Annotated in this window: 19 protein-coding genes; 10 read left to right on the top strand and 9 right to left on the bottom strand. The window is 71.4% G+C overall.

The window, feature by feature from the left end; translation table 11 throughout:
• Positions 1-5: 5 nt before the first annotated feature.
• Positions 6-470 (bottom strand): GNAT family N-acetyltransferase, encoded by a 465-nt coding sequence (locus tag C2L59_RS04735; RefSeq protein ID WP_103348280.1) that lies wholly within the window; start codon positions 468-470, stop codon positions 6-8.
• Positions 471-540: 70 nt separating this feature from the next.
• On the opposite strand from C2L59_RS04735, the gene C2L59_RS04730 reads away from it, so the two are divergent.
• Positions 541-1149, top strand: coding sequence for a TetR/AcrR family transcriptional regulator (locus C2L59_RS04730; RefSeq protein ID WP_103348279.1), 609 nt, complete (start codon positions 541-543; stop codon positions 1147-1149).
• Here the strand turns inward: C2L59_RS04730 and C2L59_RS04725 are convergent, their stop codons facing one another.
• Entirely contained in the window at positions 1150-2115 is a 966-nt protein-coding gene (locus C2L59_RS04725; protein ID WP_103348278.1) for a helix-turn-helix domain-containing protein, read from the bottom strand.
• A 52-nt stretch (positions 2116-2167) separates the two neighbouring features.
• Between C2L59_RS04725 and C2L59_RS04720 the strand changes: the two genes are divergently transcribed.
• The 6 genes from C2L59_RS04720 to C2L59_RS04695 all read left to right on the top strand — a co-directional run bounded on the left by C2L59_RS04720 (position 2168) and on the right by C2L59_RS04695 (position 7855).
• Positions 2168-2548 carry a cupin domain-containing protein gene (locus tag C2L59_RS04720; RefSeq protein WP_370444715.1) on the top strand — a complete coding sequence of 127 codons (381 nt, stop codon included), beginning with the start codon at positions 2168-2170 and terminating at the stop codon, positions 2546-2548.
• Between the two features lie 317 nt (positions 2549-2865).
• Complete coding sequence (locus tag C2L59_RS04715) at positions 2866-3369, top strand: helix-turn-helix domain-containing protein (protein WP_103348276.1); 504 nt, start codon at positions 2866-2868, stop codon at positions 3367-3369.
• Between the two features lie 59 nt (positions 3370-3428).
• A complete protein-coding gene (locus tag C2L59_RS04710) occupies positions 3429-3920 on the top strand; it encodes an SRPBCC family protein (protein WP_103348275.1) in 492 nt (163 codons plus the stop codon).
• A complete protein-coding gene (locus tag C2L59_RS04705) occupies positions 3917-4942 on the top strand; it encodes an LLM class flavin-dependent oxidoreductase (protein ID WP_103348274.1) in 1026 nt (341 codons plus the stop codon). Before C2L59_RS04710 ends, C2L59_RS04705 begins: the two co-directional genes overlap by 4 nt.
• Positions 4943-4953: 11 nt before the next feature.
• Complete coding sequence (locus C2L59_RS04700) at positions 4954-7284, top strand: molybdopterin-dependent oxidoreductase (RefSeq protein WP_103348273.1); 2331 nt, start codon at positions 4954-4956, stop codon at positions 7282-7284.
• A gap of 25 nt (positions 7285-7309) precedes the next feature.
• Entirely contained in the window at positions 7310-7855 is a 546-nt protein-coding gene (locus C2L59_RS04695; RefSeq protein WP_103348272.1) for a dihydrofolate reductase family protein, read from the top strand.
• 7 nt (positions 7856-7862) lie between these two features.
• Here C2L59_RS04695 and C2L59_RS04690 read toward each other — a convergent pair whose 3' ends face one another.
• A complete protein-coding gene (locus C2L59_RS04690) occupies positions 7863-9386 on the bottom strand; it encodes an AMP-binding protein (RefSeq protein WP_103348271.1) in 1524 nt (507 codons plus the stop codon).
• Positions 9387-9446: 60 nt separating this feature from the next.
• Between C2L59_RS04690 and C2L59_RS04685 the strand changes: the two genes are divergently transcribed.
• Together C2L59_RS04685 and C2L59_RS04680 are read left to right on the top strand one after the other, a co-directional pair.
• Positions 9447-10274 carry a hypothetical protein gene (locus C2L59_RS04685; protein WP_199198919.1) on the top strand — a complete coding sequence of 276 codons (828 nt, stop codon included), beginning with the start codon at positions 9447-9449 and terminating at the stop codon, positions 10272-10274.
• A gap of 179 nt (positions 10275-10453) precedes the next feature.
• Positions 10454-11212 (top strand): nitroreductase/quinone reductase family protein, encoded by a 759-nt coding sequence (locus tag C2L59_RS04680; RefSeq protein ID WP_255410238.1) that lies wholly within the window; start codon positions 10454-10456, stop codon positions 11210-11212.
• Here C2L59_RS04680 and C2L59_RS04675 read toward each other — a convergent pair whose 3' ends face one another.
• Genes C2L59_RS04675 through C2L59_RS04655 form a run of 5 tightly spaced genes read right to left on the bottom strand, consistent with a single transcriptional unit; the run spans position 11213 to position 15874 of the window.
• On the bottom strand, positions 11213-12061 hold the full coding sequence (locus C2L59_RS04675; RefSeq protein ID WP_199198917.1) for an LLM class F420-dependent oxidoreductase: 849 nt from the start codon (positions 12059-12061) through the stop codon (positions 11213-11215).
• A gap of 32 nt (positions 12062-12093) precedes the next feature.
• Entirely contained in the window at positions 12094-12783 is a 690-nt protein-coding gene (locus tag C2L59_RS04670) for a TetR/AcrR family transcriptional regulator (RefSeq protein ID WP_103348269.1), read from the bottom strand.
• A 20-nt stretch (positions 12784-12803) separates the two neighbouring features.
• A complete protein-coding gene (locus tag C2L59_RS04665; protein ID WP_103348268.1) occupies positions 12804-13739 on the bottom strand; it encodes a phosphotransferase enzyme family protein in 936 nt (311 codons plus the stop codon).
• 11 nt (positions 13740-13750) lie between these two features.
• The gene (locus C2L59_RS04660; protein ID WP_103348267.1) at positions 13751-14944 is read right to left on the bottom strand and encodes a histidinol-phosphate transaminase; all 1194 of its coding nucleotides are present in this window, start codon (positions 14942-14944) and stop codon (positions 13751-13753) included.
• Between the two features lie 21 nt (positions 14945-14965).
• The gene (locus tag C2L59_RS04655) at positions 14966-15874 is read right to left on the bottom strand and encodes a hypothetical protein (RefSeq protein WP_103348266.1); all 909 of its coding nucleotides are present in this window, start codon (positions 15872-15874) and stop codon (positions 14966-14968) included.
• Between the two features lie 211 nt (positions 15875-16085).
• On the opposite strand from C2L59_RS04655, the gene C2L59_RS04650 reads away from it, so the two are divergent.
• Positions 16086-16385: a YciI family protein gene (locus tag C2L59_RS04650; RefSeq protein ID WP_103348265.1), complete on the top strand. Its 300-nt coding sequence runs from the start codon at positions 16086-16088 to the stop codon at positions 16383-16385.
• 34 nt (positions 16386-16419) lie between these two features.
• Here C2L59_RS04650 and C2L59_RS04645 read toward each other — a convergent pair whose 3' ends face one another.
• The gene (locus tag C2L59_RS04645) at positions 16420-17625 is read right to left on the bottom strand and encodes an IS110 family transposase (protein WP_103348264.1); all 1206 of its coding nucleotides are present in this window, start codon (positions 17623-17625) and stop codon (positions 16420-16422) included.
• Between the last annotated feature and the right edge of the window lie 81 nt (positions 17626-17706).

Raw genomic sequence — 17706 nt, 5'->3', positions numbered from 1 at the left:
CCGGCTCAGAGATCGCGGGCGAAGCAGCGTGAGAGCGGTTCGCCGCGGTAAGGCCCGTAGGCCTCGATCGGCTCGTAGCCTTCCCGCTGGTAGAAGCGGATGGCGTCCGGCTGGCCGGTACCGGTCTCCAGCAGCAGCCGGGTGATGCCGAGCTCCCGGGCGTGGTCTTCGAGCGCGCGCAACAGGGCGGCCGCGACGCCGGTCCCGCGCGCCGCCGGCTCGACGTACATGCGCTTGACCTCGCCCGAGCCGGGGCCGAGCAGCCGTAGTCCGCCACAGCCCACAGCGGCGCCGCCGGCGTCCCGGGCCACGAGGAACACGGCGACGGTGTCGGCGGTCGGGACGGCGCCGGGCTCGTGGTCGTCGGTGCCGTAGCGGGCGTCGAGCTCGGTCCGCTGGGCTTCGCGCAGCCGGACGGCGTCGGGATCGTCCCAGGTCACCGGGGTGATCGTCAGCGTGCAGTCAAGCATCAGGCGGCACTCCTTTTCCCGTAACGGTTGTTACCGTAGCAGCTGTTACGATTCCCGGGAAGGAGGTTCGATGCCCAAGCAGCGTGACGTCCAGGCTCAGCGGGACCTGCTGTCGAACGCGACCTGGCAGGTACTGGCGGAGAACGGCCTCCCGGGCCTGACGCTGCGCGCGGTCGCCGAGCGCGCCGGCTGCACGACCGGCCTGGTCATGCACGCGTTCCCGACCAAGAAGGCGCTGCTGCTGCACGCACGCGACCTGCTGTACGAACGCACGGCCCTCCGGGCGGACGCAGCCGAGGCGGCGAGCACCAACGCATCGGAGGCGCTCGCGGCGGTCCTCGGCCAGGCGATCGACATCCCCCACGGCCACCACGACGAGTCCCGCGTGTGGGTGGGTTTCCTGGCAGCCGCCCTGGCCGACGACGACCTCGCCGAACGCCACCGCGCGGCCAACCGCTCGTTCCTGGCCCGCATCCACCGGCTGGTGGCGGCGTGTTGTCCTGAGTGGACGGACGAGCGGCTGGAGCGGACGACGAAGAGCTTGGTGGCGCTGGTGGAGGGCCTGAACGTACTGGCCGCGGCGGACCCGCAGACGTACCCGGCGGGCCTGCAGCAGACGGCGTTGCGGGAGGCGCTGTCCGTCATGGCCTGCGAGCTACCAAGCAAGCCCGCGAGCTGATCAAGCGGCCGGGCCGAACCGGCGGCGGTAAGCGCTCGGACTGAGTCCCGTGTGACGTCGCAGCTGCAGCCGCAGGTTCGCCGCCGTGCCGAAGCCGCTGAGCGCCGCCACTCGGTCCAGCCGTAGCTCGCCCCGCTCGATCAGGCGGCAGGCCAGCGTCACGCGCTCCGTCGTCAGCCACGCCAACGGCGTCGTGCCCAGCTCGGCCCGGAACTTCCGGTGCAGCGTGGCCGGGCTCGTGGCCGCCCGGGTGGCCAGGTCTGTGACCGTGAGGGGCGTGTCCAGCCGCTCCAGGGCCCAGGCGAGGACCGGTGCCAGCGATGTCGATGGCACCGCCGGGACCGGGCGCGCGATGAACTGGCGCTGGCCGCCGTCGCGGTGGCCGGTGAACACCAGGCGGCGGCTCACCGCGTTGACCACCTCTGCTCCGTGGTCGCGGTGGATGATGTGCAACCCCAGATCGAGCGACGCCGCGCTGCCTGCCGCTGTCAGGACGTTGCCCTCGTCGATGAACAGCACGTCCGGTTCCCAGTACACCCTCGGGAACCGGGCGGCCAGCGAGGCCGCCCACTGCCAGTGGGTTGTCGCGCGGCGGCCGTCGAGGACGCCTGCCTCGGCCAAGGCGAGCGCTCCCGTGCAGAAGCTGACCAGGCGGGCTCCGCGGTCCGCCGCGCGGCGGACCGCTTCGATGATCGCCGGGTCCGTCGGGACGTCGGTGTCCGGGCGGGCCGGGACGATCAGGGTGTCCGCCGTGTCGGCCGCCTCGAGGCCGGCGACGCCCGACAGCGTGAACATGCCGAGGTTCATCCGCGCCGATGGCGTCGCCGAACAGAGCGTGAAGTCGTACCACGGGCGGTCGAGTTCGGGACGCCGCAAGCCGAACAGCTCCGTCGCCACGCCCAGCTCGAACGGGTTCGACTGCTCCGTGACGATCGCGGCCACCCGGTGCGAGAAATCTTGCGGCATGTGCGATTCCTAGCACTCGCGCGCCCGGAACACCAGGTCGAGCATGGGACGCATGAACCCGATCGACCTCAACGAAGTCCTCGCGAGCTTCGACGCCGCCTGGAGCCCGCGGATCGTCACCCGCGTCAACGACTACGACATCCGACTCGCCCGGTTCGACGGCGAGCACGTCTGGCACGTGCACGAAAACACCGACGAGTTCTTCCTCGTCCTGGACGGCGAGATCGAGATCGGCCTGCGCGACCCGGACGAACGCGTCGTCACGCTCGGCCGCGGGCAGGTCTTCGTGGTTCCGAAGGGAACGTTCCACAAGCCGTCGTCGAAGGCGGGCGCGAGCGTGCTGCTCGTCGAGCCGGCCGGGACGCTGAGCGTCGGCGACGAGCACGACGAGGTCCCCGGCCACGTCGACGTGACCACCGGACACCTCGTCTGACGTCGGCGCGCGGCCCGCCTTCCCCGGGGTGATGTCGTGCTGCCGCCGCCGTGTGCACCGGGCCGCGGTCTGGTTCGCCGAATCCGCTCATCCGCCGGCGGCAGGCCACCCACGGCTCGCCCTTTCACGGCCCGCCCTCCCTGGGGGCTGCCCCCGCCTCCAGCGTATCGGGGCACCCCGACGAAAACCGCGGGATCAGCCCGGCCGGCGCCCGAGTTGTCCACATCCCCGCCACCCTGTGCACAACCTGGGCAAACCCACCCCCGAACCCGGCTGACCTGCTGAGTCTTTGCTCGGAACGGCGTACTCTCAGCCGCATGAAACGGACATCGTTCGCGCAGTGGCCGTGCTCGATCGCGCGCACCATGGATCTGCTCGGTGACTGGTGGACGCCGCTGGTGCTGCGGGATGCCTTCTACGGCGTGCGGCGCTTCGACGAGTTCCAGCAGGCGCTCGGCATTGCGCGCAACACCCTCGCCGACCGGCTGAAGCGGCTGGTCGACGAGGGGTTGCTGGAAAAAGTCGCCTACCAGACCGAGCCGGTGCGCTACGACTACGTGCTCACCGAGAAGGGCCGCGACTTCTACCCGGTGCTGCTCGCGATGACCCGCTGGGGCGACAAGTGGCTCGCGACCGAGGCCGGGCCGCCGATCACCGTGCACCATCTCGCCTGCGGGCACGACACGCACGCCGAAATCGTCTGCGCGCAGTGCCGGGAACCGATGACGCCTCACGACACGCGGATGCGCCGCGGCCCCGGCTTCCCGCCCCGGCTGGCCCAGCGCCCGGACGTCGAGGAGCGCTTCGCTCGGCAAGAGTGATTGACAGAGTCAGTCTATCTACGCAACTATCGTGGTCAGACGAGAGAAGGGCGACCACGATGGAGTGGACCGGTGCGCGGTACGCCGACCTGCCGACGGCCGAGGTCTCGACCTGGATCGACGCCGCGCCCGAGGCCGTCTGGTCGCTCGTCTCGGACATCTCGCTGATGCCCGAGCTGAGCCCGGAACTCCAGTCCGTCGAGTGGTGCGAAGCCGGCCGCAAGTTCCGCGGCCGCAGCAAGCACGACGCGTTCGGCGAGTGGGAGACGACCTCCTACGTCGTGGAGTGCGAAGCGCCGCGCGTGTTCGCGTGGGCCGTGCAGGACCCCGACGAGCCCAGCGCCGTCTGGAAGTTCACCCTCGAGCCCGCCGACGGCGGCACCCGCCTGAGCCAGTGGATGCGGATGGGCCCCGGCCGGTCCGGGCTGTCGTTCGCCATCGACCGGATGCCGGAAAAGGAACAGAAGATCGTCTTCGTCCGGATGCGGGAGTTCGAGACGGCGATGCAGGGCAACCTCGCCGCGATCAAGGCCCGGGTCGAAAACCGGTGAAGACCGCGACCACCGTCGAGTTCTCGAAGGACACCCGCACGACGCTGGACTTCGTGCTGGAGGCGGAAAAGCTTGGCCTCGACGGCTGCTGGGTGGCGGAAGCCTGGGGCTCGGACGCGCCGTCCGCGCTCGGCTACCTCGCCGCCCGCACCGACCGGATCCGGCTCGGCTCCGGCATCATCCAGCTCGGCACCCGCACGCCGGTCGCGATCGCGCAGGCCGCGCTCACTCTCGCCGACCTGTCCGGCGGCCGGTTCGCGCTCGGCCTCGGGCCGTCCGGGCCGCAGGTCGTCGAAGGACTGCACGGCGTTCCGTTCGCCAAGCCGCTGACGCGGATGCGCGAGACCGTCGAGATCATCCGCCAGGCCTTCGCGGGGGAGAAGATCTCGTTCACCGGCCAGGCGTTCGAGATCCCGCTGCCGGGCGAAGCGCGCCCGATGCGGCTGTCCACCGCACCGAACCCGGACATCCCGATCTACCTGGCGACGCTGTCGCCGAAGCTCCTGGAGCTCACGGGCGAAGTCGCGGACGGCTGGCTGGGCACCAGCTTCGTCCCCGAAGGCGCCGACGCGTACTTCACCCACCTCGACGCCGGGCTCGCGAAGAGCGGCCGCCGGCGCGCGGACATCGACGTCTGTCAGGGCGCCGAAGTCGCCTTCGCGGACAACGAAGACGAGCTGCACACCCTGGTCGGCAGCCGCAAGAAGGAGCTGGCCTTCAGCCTCGGCGGGATGGGCTCGGCCGGCACGAACTTCTACAACAACGCCTACAGCCGCCAGGGCTGGGCCGACGTCGCCGCCGAGGTCCGCGAGCGCTGGCAGGCCGGGGACCGCGACGGCGCCGCCGCGCTCGTCACCGACGAAATGGTCCTCGGCACGACGTTGATCGGCACCGAAGAAATGGTGCGCGAACGCCTGCGCGTCTGGCGCGCCACCGGCATCGACACGGTCCGGCTGTACCCGGCCGGCGAAACGCTCGAAGCGCGGCTCAGCACCCTGGGCCGCGCCCTCGACCTGCTGTGAAGGGGAACGCCATGGGCGAGTGGCAGCGCACCGCGTGCAGCCTCTGCTACCTCAACTGCGGGCTGGAGGTGCAGCTCGACGGCCGGAAGATCACCCGCGTCCGCGGCGACAAGGCGCACCCGCGTTCCGGCGGCTACCTGTGCCAGAAGGCGCAACGCCTGACCTGGTACGGCGACCACGAGGACCGCCTCACGACGCCGTTGCGCCGCCGTCCCGACGGCACGCACGAGCCGATCGGCTGGGACACCGCGCTCACCGAGATCGCGGCCAAGCTGCACGCGATCCGCGACGCCGACACCGCGGCCGGCCGGCCCGGCTCGTTCGCCTACGTCGGCGGCGGTGGCCAGGGCAACCACTCCGGCGGCGCGTACGGCACTTCGCTGCTGAAGTGGATGAACTCGACGCGCCACTTCAACGCGCTGTCGCAGGAGAAGACCGGCGACTTCTGGGTCAACGGGCAGTTGTTCGGCTCGACGATCGTGCACACCGCCGAGGACGTCGAGCACTGCGACCTGCTGCTCGTGCTCGGCTGCAACCCCTGGCAGGCGCACGGGTTCAGCAACGCCCGGCAGGCGCTCAACACGCTCAAGAACGACCCGGACCGCCGGATGATCGTGATCGATCCGCGGCGCACCGAGACCGCCGAGCTGGCCGATCTGCACCTGCCGCTGCGCCCGGGCACCGACGCCTACCTGCTCGGCGCGATCCTGGCGCTGCTGCTCGAACGCGGCGGCGCGGACGAGCGGTTCCTCACCGAGCGCACCGAAGGGTTCGACGAGGTCGCCGCCGTGCTGGGGAAGGTGCCGGTGGACGCGTGGATCGCGCACGCCGAAGTGTCCCGGGTGGACGTCGAGCGCGCGGTCGAGCTGATCCTCGCGGCCGAGGCGATGACCGTGCGCGTCGAGCTGGGCATCCAGCAGGGGCGGCACTCGACGCTCAACAGCTACCTCGAGAAGCTGCTGTACCTGCTCACCGGGCACTTCGGCCGCCGCGGCACGAACAACCTGCACTCGTGGCTGCTGCCGCTGTGGGGCGCGACGACCGGGCAGCGCTCGGAGATCACCGGCTTCGAGTACATCGGCGGCCTGCTGCCGGCCAACACCCTCGCCGAGGAGATCCTCAGCGACCACCCGAACCGCGTCCGGGCCCTCTGGGTGGAGTCGTCGAACCCGGCGAACACCTTCGCCGGGACGCGGGACGTCGAACGCGCGATCCGGGCGGCCGAGCTGTCCGTGGTCGTCGACGTCGCCTACACCGAGACGGCCGCGCTGGCCGACTACGTGCTGCCGGCGGCGTCCCAGCACGAGAAGTGGGAGTTCACGCTCTTCACCTTCGAGTGGCCGACGAACTACTTCCAGCTGCGGCGGCCGTTGCTGGACCCGCTGCCGGGCACGCTCGTCGAGGCCGAGATCTACGCGCGGCTCTTCGACGAGCTGGGTGTGCTGCCGCCGTCCGACGTCCTCGCGTCGCTGGCCGCCGGGCCGCGGGCGCAGCTGCAGGCCGGCCTCGGCGCCCTGGTCCAGGCGATGCCGGAGCGCGCGGCCATCCTCCCGGTGCTGCTCTACCGCACGCTGGGCGCGTCGCTGCCCGATGGTGCCGCGTCGATCGCGCCGCTTTGGGCGGGCTGCCACCGGGCGGCGAAGACGATGACCGTGCCGGTGCAACGCGCCCTCGGCAGCCCGGCGACCGGCCCGCGGCTCGGGGAAGAGCTCTTCGAGCGCGTCCTGGCCGGTCCGACGCCGTTTTCGGCGCACGAGCAGGACGAGGTGTGGAGCCTGCTGCGCCGCGAGCGCGTCCGGCTGGCCGTGCCGGAACTCTTGGACTGGCTGGCCGGGCTGGACCCGGCCGCCGAACGGCCCGATCCGGCGTACCCGTTTTCGCTGCTCAACGGCCAGCGGCGGGCGCACAACGCGAACCAGATCCTGCGCGACCCGCGCTGGCGCCGCACCGACCCGGACGGTGCCCTGCGCGCGCGTCCCGAAGAACTGGCGTCGATCGGCGCCGCGCCGGGCGACTGGGTGGCCGTCGTGACGGCGTCGGGGCGGGTGGTCGTGCGCGCCGAGGCCGACCCCGGGCTGCGGCCGGGCCAGCTCGCGCTGCCGCACGGCTACGGCATGGCCCACCCGGACGCCCACGGCCGCCGGGTGGTCAGCGGCCCGCGGATCAACCTCCTGACCGACGCCCTCGACCGCGACCCGATCGCCGGCACGCCGCACCACAAGGACGTCCCGGCGCGGCTGGAACCGGCGACCGAGCAGGAGCGGGCCCGGGCGGAGGCGGACAGCCTGCGCGTCCGCGAGACCGTCGCGAGTGGACAGTCAGGACGTTTCGCCGGTTTATAGTGGGACCTCGGACCGAAGGGGACCCATGCGCAAGATCGTCGCGAACCTGTTCATCTCGCTGGACGGCGTGGTCGAAGCACCGGACAAGTGGTCGTTGCGGTACTGGAGCGACGAAATCGGCCAGGCGGTCGGCAGCGGGATGGCCGCCGCCGACGCGATGCTGCTCGGCCGCGTCACCTACGAAGGGTTCGCCGAGGCGTGGCCCGGCCGGACCGTGGAGGACGACGAAGGCGCCGCGTTCATGAACAATGTCCGCAAATACGTGCTTTCGACGACGTTGCCGGAAGTCACCTGGAACAATTCGACCCTGCTGACCGGCGACCCGGCCGAGGCGGTCCGGGCGCTGAAGGCCGAGCAAGGGGGCGACATCATGACCAGCGGCAGCCCGACGGCGGTGCGGTGGCTGCTGGCCGAGGGCCTGGTCGACGAGCTGAACCTGGTGCTGTACCCGGTCGTCGTGGGCCGCGGCACGCGGCTGTTCCCGGAGGAGGGCCCGGCGTTCCCGCTGGAGCTGCGGAAGTCGGCGGCGTTCGGCAATGGCGTCGTCCAGCTGACCTACGCACCGGCGTGAGCGTCCGCTAGTTCACCTGGCGGGACTGCCCCTTCCAGAACGGCTCCCGCAGCTTGAACTTCTGGATCTTCCCCGTCGCCGTCCGGGGCAGCTCCTCCAGGAACTCCACCCGCTTCGGGCACTTGTACCCCGCCAGGTACCCGCGGCAGTGCCGGATCAGCTCCTCCGCCGTGACGTCCCCGTCCACCACGACCAGCGCAGTCACCAGCTCGCCCCACTTCTCGTCCGGGATGCCGATGACCGCGGCCTCGCGGATCGCCGGGTGGGAGTTGAGCGCGTCCTCCACCTCGATCGACGACACGTTCTCGCCGCCCGAGATGATCACGTCCTTCTTGCGGTCCGCGATCGTCAGGTAGCCGTCCTCGAACGCGCCGCCGTCGCCCGTGTGGAACCAGCCGCCGTCGGTGACCCGCGCGGTCTCCGCCGGGTTTTCCCAGTACCCGTCCAGGTTGTGGTTGGACTGCGCGAGCACCTCGCCGTCGGTGTCCACGGCGATCCGGACGCCCAGCGCCGGCGTGCCCGCGCGGCCCAGCAGCTTCGCCTGCTCGTGCGGGTCCAGGTCCGCCCACTCGCTGCGCATCCGGTTCACCGTCAGCAGCGGTGCGGTCTCGGTGAGCCCGTAGATCTGGATGAACTCCCAGCCCAGCTCGGCGCGGACCCGCTCGATCGTGCGCGTCGGCGGGGGCGCGCCGGCCACCACGATCCGGACGCGGTCGCGGCCCGGGATCTCGCCGTCCCAGCTCGCCGCGCCGTCCAGGGCCGCCGTCACCACCGCGGGTGCCGCGCACAGGATCGTCACGCCGTGCTCGTCGATCCGCCGCAGGATTTCCGTCCCGTCGACCTTCCGCAGCACGATGTGCCGGCCGCCCAGGCCGGTCACCGCGTACGGCATGCCCCAGCCGTTGCAGTGGAACATCGGCAGGGTGTGCAGCAGGACGTCGTGGTCGCTCAACGTCGTGTGCAGCCCGAACACCGCCGCGTTCAGCCAGATGTTGCGGTGGGTGAGCTGCACGCCCTTCGGCCGGGCCGTCGTGCCGGACGTGTAGTTGATCGTCGCCGTGGCCGACTCGTCGCCGTCCCACGGCCGCGGTGTCCCGCCGCCGCCCCAGATGGCCTCGTCGTCGCGGCCGAGGACGAAGACGTGCTTCGCCGTCACCGTGTCCAGCAGGTGCGCCAGCTCCGGGTCGACGATCAGCACCTCCGCCCCGGAGTGCTCCACTATGTACTCGGCTTCGGCCGCGGCGAGCCGGAAGTTCACCGGCACCAGGATCCGGCCCCAGCCGGACACGCCGAAGAACGACACGAGCAGCCGCGCGGCGTTGTGCGACACCATCGCGACGCGCCCGCCGGCCGGCACGCCCAGCGCGTCGAGGTTCGCGGCCTGCGCACGGGCCCGGCGCGCCACCTCGCGGTAGGTGAGCGAACCCCAGCTCGGCGCCGGCTGGTCCGGCTCGTCGACCACCGCGACGCGGTCCGGGTACACCGTTTCCGCGCGGTCCAGGAAGTCCCGCACACCCAGATCGAAGAACATTCCCCGATGATGACTCTTCCCGGGTGCTCGCACCAGTTCGATGTGGTTCGCTGGACCACGATGGACTTCGACACGGTGGCCGGCGAGCTCTACGGGGGCGACCTCGCGGAGTTCGTCGGCGCGCGCAACAAGGCGGCGAAGGCCGCGAAGGCCGAAGGGGACGCCGAACTTGCGAAGCGGATTCAGCAGCTGCGGAAGCCGACCACGGCCGCGGCGATCGTCAACGACCTGTCCCGGGCGGACCCGGACGAACTGCGTGAGCTGGCCGAACTCGGGGACGAGCTGCGGGACGCGCACACCCGCCTGGCCGGCGACGACCTCCGGGCGCTGACCCGCCGCCGCGGTGAGCTGGTGCGGCGGATCCTGCACGGGCTGCCGTCGATGAGCGATCCGGTGTCCCGCGAGGTCGAGGCGACCCTGGAGGCCGTCGCGGCCGACCCGGACACCGCCGCGCTGGCGCTGGCCGGGCGGCTGACGTCGGTGGCGCACCAGGACACGGACCAGTGGTTCAGCCTCGCCGCGAGCGTCCCGCCCGCCACCGGGAAGCGCCCGGCGAAGCTGGTGGACAAGGCCGAACCGGCGAAGCCGAAGCGGGATCACCGACGCGAAGAAGAGGAACGCGCGAAGGCCCGTGCGGAACGTGACCGCCTGCGCCGGGAAGCCGCCGAACGGGCGAAGGAGCGCGCGACGGCCGAACGCGACCTCGTCCGCACCGAACGCGCGGCCGAACAGGCCACCGCCCGCGTCGAAGACCTGCGTGAGCGGCTGGCGGAAGCCGAGGAACGCGCCGGGCGTGCGACGGCGGAGTTCGAGACGGCGAAGGCCGCCTTCGACGACGCCGACGCGGCCGCCACCGCCGCCCGGAAAGCCGCTGACGCCGCCGGCTGAGCCGTGCTCACCGGGCTATGCGGTTGAGGGATGGCCGTCGTCCGGATCGATCGGGTAGCGTGGCCACGTGCCCCGGATGGGCCGACACGCGGAGGTAGTGGCTAACCAGCCCCCTTGAGATCGACACGCATCGCCGACCTTGGCGGAGCTGTGCCCTTCTGTCGGCTCACGGGCCTTCGGTGACCCTGCACCGGAAAGGATCACCCAGCTTGATCATGCTCACCACGACCGGCGCCCGCACGGGCCGGAAACACCGGATTCCCCTGGGCGGCTTGGACATCGACGGCCGGCTGGTCGTCGTCGCGTCCGCGATGGGCGCGCCGAAGCACCCGGCCTGGTACCACAACATCCGGCAGAACCCCCTGGTCACGGTGGAAACCGAGACCGAGACGTTCGACGCGATGGCCGCCCTCCCGCCGGATCGCGACGAGCTGTTCGCGAAGGTCGTCGCGCGGGAGCCGGGGTTCGCGGACTACCAGGCGCGAACGACCCGGACCCTGCCCGTCGTCGAGCTGCACCGGTTCGACCCCGCGCGCCGCATGGGCGACTGGATCGTCGAGGTGCACGACTGGCTGCGTGCCGAGCTGAAGGAACTGCGCGCCGAGCTGGACTGCGGGACGCCGCGACGGCTGAGCACGCGGTGCGCTGGGTTCTGCACGGCGCTCACCAAGCACCACACCGGGGAAGGCGCGAACCTGTTCCCGCTGCTGGCCGAACGGTTCCCCGCCCTGGCGCCGACGCTGGCGAAGCTTGACGAAGAACACGTCGTGGTGGCCAAGCTGCAGGCGGACATCCAGCGGCTGGTGGACGAGGAACCCGACCCGGTCGTGCTGCGCGCGGAGTTCGACCGGCTCAGGTCCGAACTGGACAGTCACTTCGACTACGAGGAACGCACGCTCGTCGCGGCGCTGAACGCCCTGCTGCCCGCGCCCGGCTGATCAGAACAGCAGCCCGGCCAGCTGTTCCTGGTGCTTCAGCTCCACTTCGGGAGACGGGCCGAGCACCTGGACGGCCACGTGGTCGGCACCGGCGTCCACATGGGACCGAAGGCCCTTGACGACGGCTTCGGGCGTGCCGTGCAGGACGAGGTCGTCGATCAGGCGGTCGCTGCCGCCGTCGGCGACGTCGGCCTCGGTGTACCCGTGGCGCAGCAGGTTGTTCACGTAGTTGCTCAGGCTCAGGTACGGGTTCCGGACGTACGGGCGGCCGATGGCGCGGGCCGCCTCGGCGTCCTCGTCCAGAACCACTTTCTGCTCCGGCGCCAGCAGTTTGCCCGCGCCCAGGATCGACCGGGCGTGCCGCGTGTGGCCGGCCGGCACGAGGTACGGGTGCGCGCCCGCCGTGCGCTCGGCGGCCAGCTTCAGGACGCGGTCGCCGAGCGCGGCGAGGACCCGGGCTTCGGCCGGGACGCCGGCCGCGTCGAGCCGGTCGAGGTAGCCGGTGATCTTGGCGTACGGGCTCCGGTAGCCGGTGACGGCTTCCGGGTGCCCGACGCCGATGCCGAGCAGCAAGCGCTTTCCGTACCGGCCCGCGAGCCGGTGGTAGGACGCGGCGAGGGTTTCCGCCTCGTCGACCCACATGTTGACGATCGCCGTCGCCACCGTGACCCGCTCGGTCGAGGCGAGGACGTCCTCGACCAACGCGAGGTCGCCGACGGAGTTCCGGCCGGTGCCGAGCCACACCGTGCCGTAGCCGAGCGCGTCCGCCGCGATCGCCTGCTCCTTCCGGGCCGCGTCGTCGCGGTGCGGCGCCAGGAACAGGCCGAACTGATTCACTACATTTGTCATAGGCATCAATGTAGCAAATGTAGCGACGAGTGTCAGGCGGCCAGGCGGTGCAACCACTCGCGCAGCATCTGGCGCTCGGTGGTGGTCAGGGCGTCGGTATCGTCTTCGAGGGCAGTCGACAAAGCGACAGCGAGGGCGCCGACGGACGACCTCCCGGCGGCCCGGCCGGCGAGCAGCCCGGCCAGCACGGACTCCCTGACCTGCGTGGACATCGCCAGGTCGCGCCGGTCTTCCGGCTGGGCGATCAGGCTGAGCGTGACGCCGCTGTTGGCCGCCGCGAACTGGCGCGCGGCTTCCGCCGCCTCGACGCGCAGGCGGCCGTCGCGCGCCAGCGGCGTGAACAGCTCCAGCAGCATCGCTTCGGCGCTCGACGTCAGGTTGCACGGCACGCCCGGCTCGATCTGGCCGTAGAGCAGCACGTAGAACGCGGGGTGTGCCAGGCCGTACTCGACGTGCCGGTCCCAGCCCGCCCGGATCCGGTCCACCGGGTCGCCCTCCGGCGACGGCGCCTGGACGTACTGGGTGAAGCCGTAGTTGACGACGGCGTCGAGCAGGCCCTGCTTGCTGCCGAAGTGGTGGTACAGCGTCGGGGCCTGGACGCCGGCGCGCTCGCAGATCGCCCGCGTCGACACCGGCCCGTCGCCGGCTTCGTGCAGGAGCTGCCCGGCGGCCATGAGCAGGCGGTCGCGGGTGCTGGTGGCGTTGCTCGATCGTCCGGCCATGTAGCAATTGTAACGCCGGGTTATAGCGCCCGCCGTAGCCGCAGCTGGACGCGCCGGAGCCCGGCGAAGGCGGCCAGCACCTCCGGGTCCGTCGTGGCCGCGGCCGGGCGCACCGACCGGTAGCCGTCCACGAGGGCCTCCCGCAGCTCTTCGCGCTGGGGCAGGTGCGCGAGCGCGGCGCCGGCGACGGCCAGGTCGTACGCGTAGTGCCCGTACCCGCAGTCGTCGAAGTCGATGGCCCGCACCCGGCCGCGGTCGAACAGGTAGTTGTCCTGGCGCAGGTCGCCGTGCACCAGGCCGAAGACGTCGGCGCCGTACCCCAGCTCGGCCCGCACCGCGCGGACCCGGGCCACCGCCTCGCGGACCGCCTCGTCGCCGCCGGCCGAGGCGACGGCCCGCTCGACGACCGCCGCGGAGAAGCCGTCCACCTGCGTGCGCCCGAACTCGGTCAGGTCGTCGACGCGGCCGCGGTCGAGGCCGTTCATCCGGGCGCCGTGCCGGTGCAGCCGCGCGGTGAACGCTCCGACCGCGTACAGCTGCGGCGCGCCGAGGCGCTCGTCGGCGAACCGGCCGTCGACCCAGTGGCAGAGCACGCAGGTGCGGGGTTCGGGCACCGCCGGGTCGGCGACCACGGTGGCCAGCTCCCGCGCGCGCGTCGGTACCGGCCGTGGGACGACGAGGTCGGTCTCGCGGCCCAGCGTGGCGAGCCAGGCCAGCTCGGCGCGCACCTGCGCGACGCCGGGCCCGTCCGGCCGTTGCACCCGCAGCACGTACCGCCGTCCGTCCGCGCCGTCGACGCGGAACGACGTGTTGAGCCCGTGCGCCAGCGGCGTCAGGCGGGCCACCGGCACGGCGTAGGCGGTCAACGCCGCTTCGGCGAGGCGGCGCAGGCGTCGCGTGCGGCCGGCGCGGTCCAGCTCGGCGAACGGCCGGGAGTTCGCCTGGAAGTCGGCCATCGCCCAGGTGCTCAGCTGATCGACCGTTCCGGTTCGCGGGAGGGCGAGACGAGCTCGATCGCCGGCGTCGAGTGCCGCCCGCCGCCCAGCCGCTCCACGCCGCGCAGGCCCTCGGCCAGCCGCTCGACCTCGGTGTCCGGCCGCACCCCGAAGCGCATGAACTGGCTGGTCATGCCGATCTTGTTGCCGCACTGGCGCACCAGCAGGTGGTGCTCGGTCAGCAGGTAGTCGCACAGCTCGGCGCCGTCGACCGACGCGGGCAGCTTGACGAGCAGGAAGTTCGCCTGCGACGGGAACACCGTCAGCTCCGGGAACTGGCTCAGCTGCGCGTTCATCACGAACCGGTCGAGCGCGAGCTTCCGGAGGCTGTCCTCGTACTCCGCGCGGTGCTCGGCGAGCATGAAGATGACGGTTTCGGCGAGCGAGTTCAGGTTCCACTTCGGCAGCGCGGCCGACAGCTTGCGCGTCATGGCCGGGTTCGACACCTGGTAGCCGAAGCGGATCCCGTGCAGGCCGAAGTTCTTGCCGAGGCTCTTCAGCACGATCACGTTCGGCCGGACGACGGCCTCGGCGGCCACCGACGGGTTCCGCTCGACCTCGACGAAGTCGATGAACGACTCGTCGATGACCACCAGGTCGAGGTCCTCGAGGGCGTCCATGAACCGGAGCACCTCGCGGCGCGGCAGGTACCCGCCGTCGGGGTTGTTCGGGTTGCACAGCACCGCGACCCGGGAGCCGCGGCGCTTGATGAAGTCGAGGTACTCGTCGACGTGGAGCTCGAAGTCGTCCGCTTCCTTGAGCAGGAACATGTCGACGCGCTTGCCGGTCTCCATCGGCTGGTCGGTCCAGCGGCCGAAGGTCGGGATCGGCACCGCGACGCTGGCGTCGACCAGCAGCCGGTCGATCCAGGTGATCAGCTCGGTCGAGCCGTTGGCCAGGGAGATGGTCGACGGGTTGAGCTTCAGCACGCTCGCCAGCTGCGCGGTGATCGCGGCGGCGTCGCTCGGGTAGAACTTGAGGATCGTGCGGAGGTTTCGTTCCAGCTCGACGAACATGGCGTCGGTGGGGAAGTACGGGTTGCAGGGGATGCAGAAGTCCGCGAGGTCGTCCGCGTGCCGGCCCATCGCCCTGGCCACGGAAAAGAACGACGGGCTGTGGGCCTGGCCCGGCTGGAAAAGGCCGCTGGTGGTCATACCGTGCCGCACGCGTGGTCTCCGTCCGCCGCTTCACCGGCCCCTTGCCTTCCCGTGGGTGACACGTGCGAATCGGACGGCCGGTTCAATGCCGGACAGCGCGTAGACCCCGGTGCCCGCCAGCGCGACGGCGGCGAGCGCGGACAACGCCGTGAGCGGCAGCGGCGCGGCCAGCGGATCGATGCCGGTGAACGACTCGAAGCCGATCACAGCGGTGAGGACGGCGTCGGCGGCGACCGCGAGCCGGACGACGCGCATCCGGTGCGCTTCGGGCCAGGGCGTGAAGCGCAGGAGCCAGGCGAGCGCGGGCAGCACCAGGATCGCGTGCATGGCGACCGCGTGCAGCGGCTTCAGCGAGCCCGCGGTCGTGTAGGCCAGCTGCGGGTGGCCGCTGCGCGAGGCGACGACGCCGCGCCCGATCATCACCGCGCCGGTGGCGAGGGCGACCAGCAGCACGACCAGGCCGGCGCGGATGGCCAGGCGCAGGCTGGGCGCGTCCGGGCCGGGCTCCACGAGCGCGGCCGCCGTGAAGCCGACGGCGGTCAGGATGATCACCGCGCCGCCCGCGGCGAGGGTCATCGAGACGGCCGTGTCGAACGGCGTCTCGAAGTCGAAGTGCGACGGCACCCCGCGCCACGCCTGCATGCTGACCAGCACGACTTCGGTGAGGCTCGCCGCGGTGAACGCGCCGAGCAGTGCGCTGCGCACCCGCGGGCGGAGGGTGAGGAACGACGTCGCCCAGGCGACCGACGCGAGCGTCAGCCCGAACGACAGGCCGAACGTGACGGCCTTGCGCAGCGACAGCGGGCCGAGCCACGAGCCGCCGGTGGCGATGAGCACGACGGCGTGCGCGAGGCCGCTGACGAACAGGACCGCGCCGACGGCGTAGGCGATCCGCTCGGCTCGCCGGCCGGCGTACCGGAATCGGGTGAACGGGTTCATACCCGGAGTTTCGTCCCGCGGCGGGGTGCGCCGCGTCGGCCCGGCGGCGACACCACGACGTACGACGGAGGGCGTACGGCAATCGGTGAGTATGTGGAAAAAGCCGTCGTAAAGGAATGGCAATTTTCTTGACGAAATTTTGGCGGGGCGCGTGTCCGGAGCCACTCGCCAGGCGGATGCGGTTCAGACGACGGCGTTCTACGCTGCAATCATGTACATCGCACTCTTGACCTACACGGCGCCCGAAACAGAGGTCGACTACGCACTCCCGGATCATTCGGACTGGTTGCGCAAACAATTCACGAAGGGACTTTTCCTCGTTTCCGGAAAGGGCAACGGCGCGGCCGACCAGGTGATCCTGACGCGGCCGGTGCTGCGCGGCAAGCTCGACGCCGTGCTCGCCAGCGACCCGTTCGTCATCCGGCGGCTCGCCCGCTACGAAGTCATCGAGTTCACCGCCACGCGCACCGCGCAGGAGCTGCTGGCGATCAACGAGGCCATCGCCTCTTGACCCGCCGTTTCGGGGGGGTGTCCCTATGTGGTTGTCAAGCCGCGGCGGGGACGGGAGCTGGCTCGGGGTGGCGGTAGTGGGTGCCGTTGCGGAGCATGGCGTAGAGGACGTCGCAGCGGCGGCGGGCCAGGCAGATCAGCGCAGCGTTGTGCTTCTTGCCCTCGGCTCGCTTGCGGTCGTAGTAGGCCCGGCTGGTCGGGTCCGACAGGGCAGCGAACGCGGCGAGGAAAAATGCCCGCTTGAGCTTGCGGTTGCCGGTCCGGGCCGGATGTTCGCCCTTGATGCTGGTGCCGGAGCTGCGGGTGACCGGGGCGATGCCGGCGTAGGCGGCCAGGTGCCCGGAGGAGGCGAAGTTGGAGGCGTCGCCGACCTCGAGCAGGATGCGGGCTGCGGTCCTGACGCCGATGCCGGGCATCGAGGTCAGGACCCCGGCAAGAGGGTGCGCATCGAGTATCCCCTCGACCTGCTCAGCAACCTGTTTCCGTTGCAGGAGAACTGTTTTGAGGCTGTCGGCCAGCCGAGGCAAGACCGTGTCCGCGGCGGCGGTGCCCGGAACGGTGACGGTCTGCTCGCCCAGCGCGGTCATGATCGCCTCGACCAGCCGCTCGCCGATGCGCGGAGCGTGGGCCTTGGCGATCGCGGTGAGCTTGCGGCGGCCGGCCTTGGCGATGCCGGCCGGGCCTCCGCAGCGAGACAGGATTTCCAGCACGGCCGGGTGGCTGATCCGCGGGCCGATGGCGTGTTCGAGGGCGGGGTGGATGCCGGTGAGCAGCCCGCGGATGCGGTTGCTGATCCGGGTGGCTTCGCCGGCCAGGTCATCGTCGAACCCGACCAGCACCTCCAGCTCCGCCAGCGCCTCATCGCCGACATCAACGGGCCGCAGCGTGTGCGGCAGGGAGCGGGCCGCGTCGGCGATGACGAACGCGTCGCGGGCGTCGGTCTTCGCCCGGCCGGGGTAGAGGTCGGCGATGCGGCGCATCGCCAGGCCGGGCAGGTAGGCGACCTGGTGCCCGGCGGCGCAGGCGACCGCGACCGGCAACGCGCCGATGGTGGCGGGCTGGTCGACCACGACCAGCAGCGTTCCGTGCGCGGCGAGCTTGTCGAACAGGGCCTTCAGTTTGGGTTCGGTGTTGGGCAGCGGCGCGTCGTGCAGCCGGTTGCCGTCCGGGTCGAGACCGACCGCGTGATGGGCGTCCTTGCCGACGTCCAGGCCGAGAAACACGCCGAAAGTGCTGCTCATCCACCATGCCGTTCGTTCGCCGCGAGTGGTCACCGGGTTGGGCATCGATGGCCGGCACCCACGCCTGCGACGAGACCTACC

This window comes from Amycolatopsis sp. CA-128772, assembly GCF_002904295.1.
GTDB lineage: Bacteria > Actinomycetota > Actinomycetes > Mycobacteriales > Pseudonocardiaceae > Amycolatopsis.
Note: the sequence above shows the minus strand (reverse complement) of the source record. Positions and strands in the feature narration are given on the sequence as shown.

Bases quoted from the DNA above. Each gene is read 5' to 3' on its own strand.
- C2L59_RS04735 (WP_103348280.1), bottom strand. From the start codon at position 470: ATGCTTGACTGCACGCTGACGATCACCCCGGTGACCTGGGACGATCCC.
- C2L59_RS04715 (WP_103348276.1), top strand. From the start codon at position 2,866: ATGAAACGGACATCGTTCGCGCAGTGGCCGTGCTCGATCGCGCGCACC.
- C2L59_RS04720 (WP_370444715.1), top strand. From the start codon at position 2,168: ATGAACCCGATCGACCTCAACGAAGTCCTCGCGAGCTTCGACGCCGCC.
- C2L59_RS04685 (WP_199198919.1), top strand. From the start codon at position 9,447: ATGGACTTCGACACGGTGGCCGGCGAGCTCTACGGGGGCGACCTCGCG.
- C2L59_RS04670 (WP_103348269.1), bottom strand. From the start codon at position 12,783: ATGGCCGGACGATCGAGCAACGCCACCAGCACCCGCGACCGCCTGCTC.
- C2L59_RS04710 (WP_103348275.1), top strand. From the start codon at position 3,429: ATGGAGTGGACCGGTGCGCGGTACGCCGACCTGCCGACGGCCGAGGTC.
- C2L59_RS04690 (WP_103348271.1), bottom strand. From the start codon at position 9,386: ATGTTCTTCGATCTGGGTGTGCGGGACTTCCTGGACCGCGCGGAAACG.
- C2L59_RS04730 (WP_103348279.1), top strand. From the start codon at position 541: ATGCCCAAGCAGCGTGACGTCCAGGCTCAGCGGGACCTGCTGTCGAAC.
- C2L59_RS04700 (WP_103348273.1), top strand. From the start codon at position 4,954: ATGGGCGAGTGGCAGCGCACCGCGTGCAGCCTCTGCTACCTCAACTGC.
- C2L59_RS04675 (WP_199198917.1), bottom strand. From the start codon at position 12,061: ATGACAAATGTAGTGAATCAGTTCGGCCTGTTCCTGGCGCCGCACCGC.
- C2L59_RS04645 (WP_103348264.1), bottom strand. From the start codon at position 17,625: ATGAGCAGCACTTTCGGCGTGTTTCTCGGCCTGGACGTCGGCAAGGAC.
- C2L59_RS04655 (WP_103348266.1), bottom strand. From the start codon at position 15,874: ATGAACCCGTTCACCCGATTCCGGTACGCCGGCCGGCGAGCCGAGCGG.
- C2L59_RS04725 (WP_103348278.1), bottom strand. From the start codon at position 2,115: ATGCCGCAAGATTTCTCGCACCGGGTGGCCGCGATCGTCACGGAGCAG.
- C2L59_RS04650 (WP_103348265.1), top strand. From the start codon at position 16,086: ATGTACATCGCACTCTTGACCTACACGGCGCCCGAAACAGAGGTCGAC.
- C2L59_RS04665 (WP_103348268.1), bottom strand. From the start codon at position 13,739: ATGGCCGACTTCCAGGCGAACTCCCGGCCGTTCGCCGAGCTGGACCGC.
- C2L59_RS04695 (WP_103348272.1), top strand. From the start codon at position 7,310: ATGCGCAAGATCGTCGCGAACCTGTTCATCTCGCTGGACGGCGTGGTC.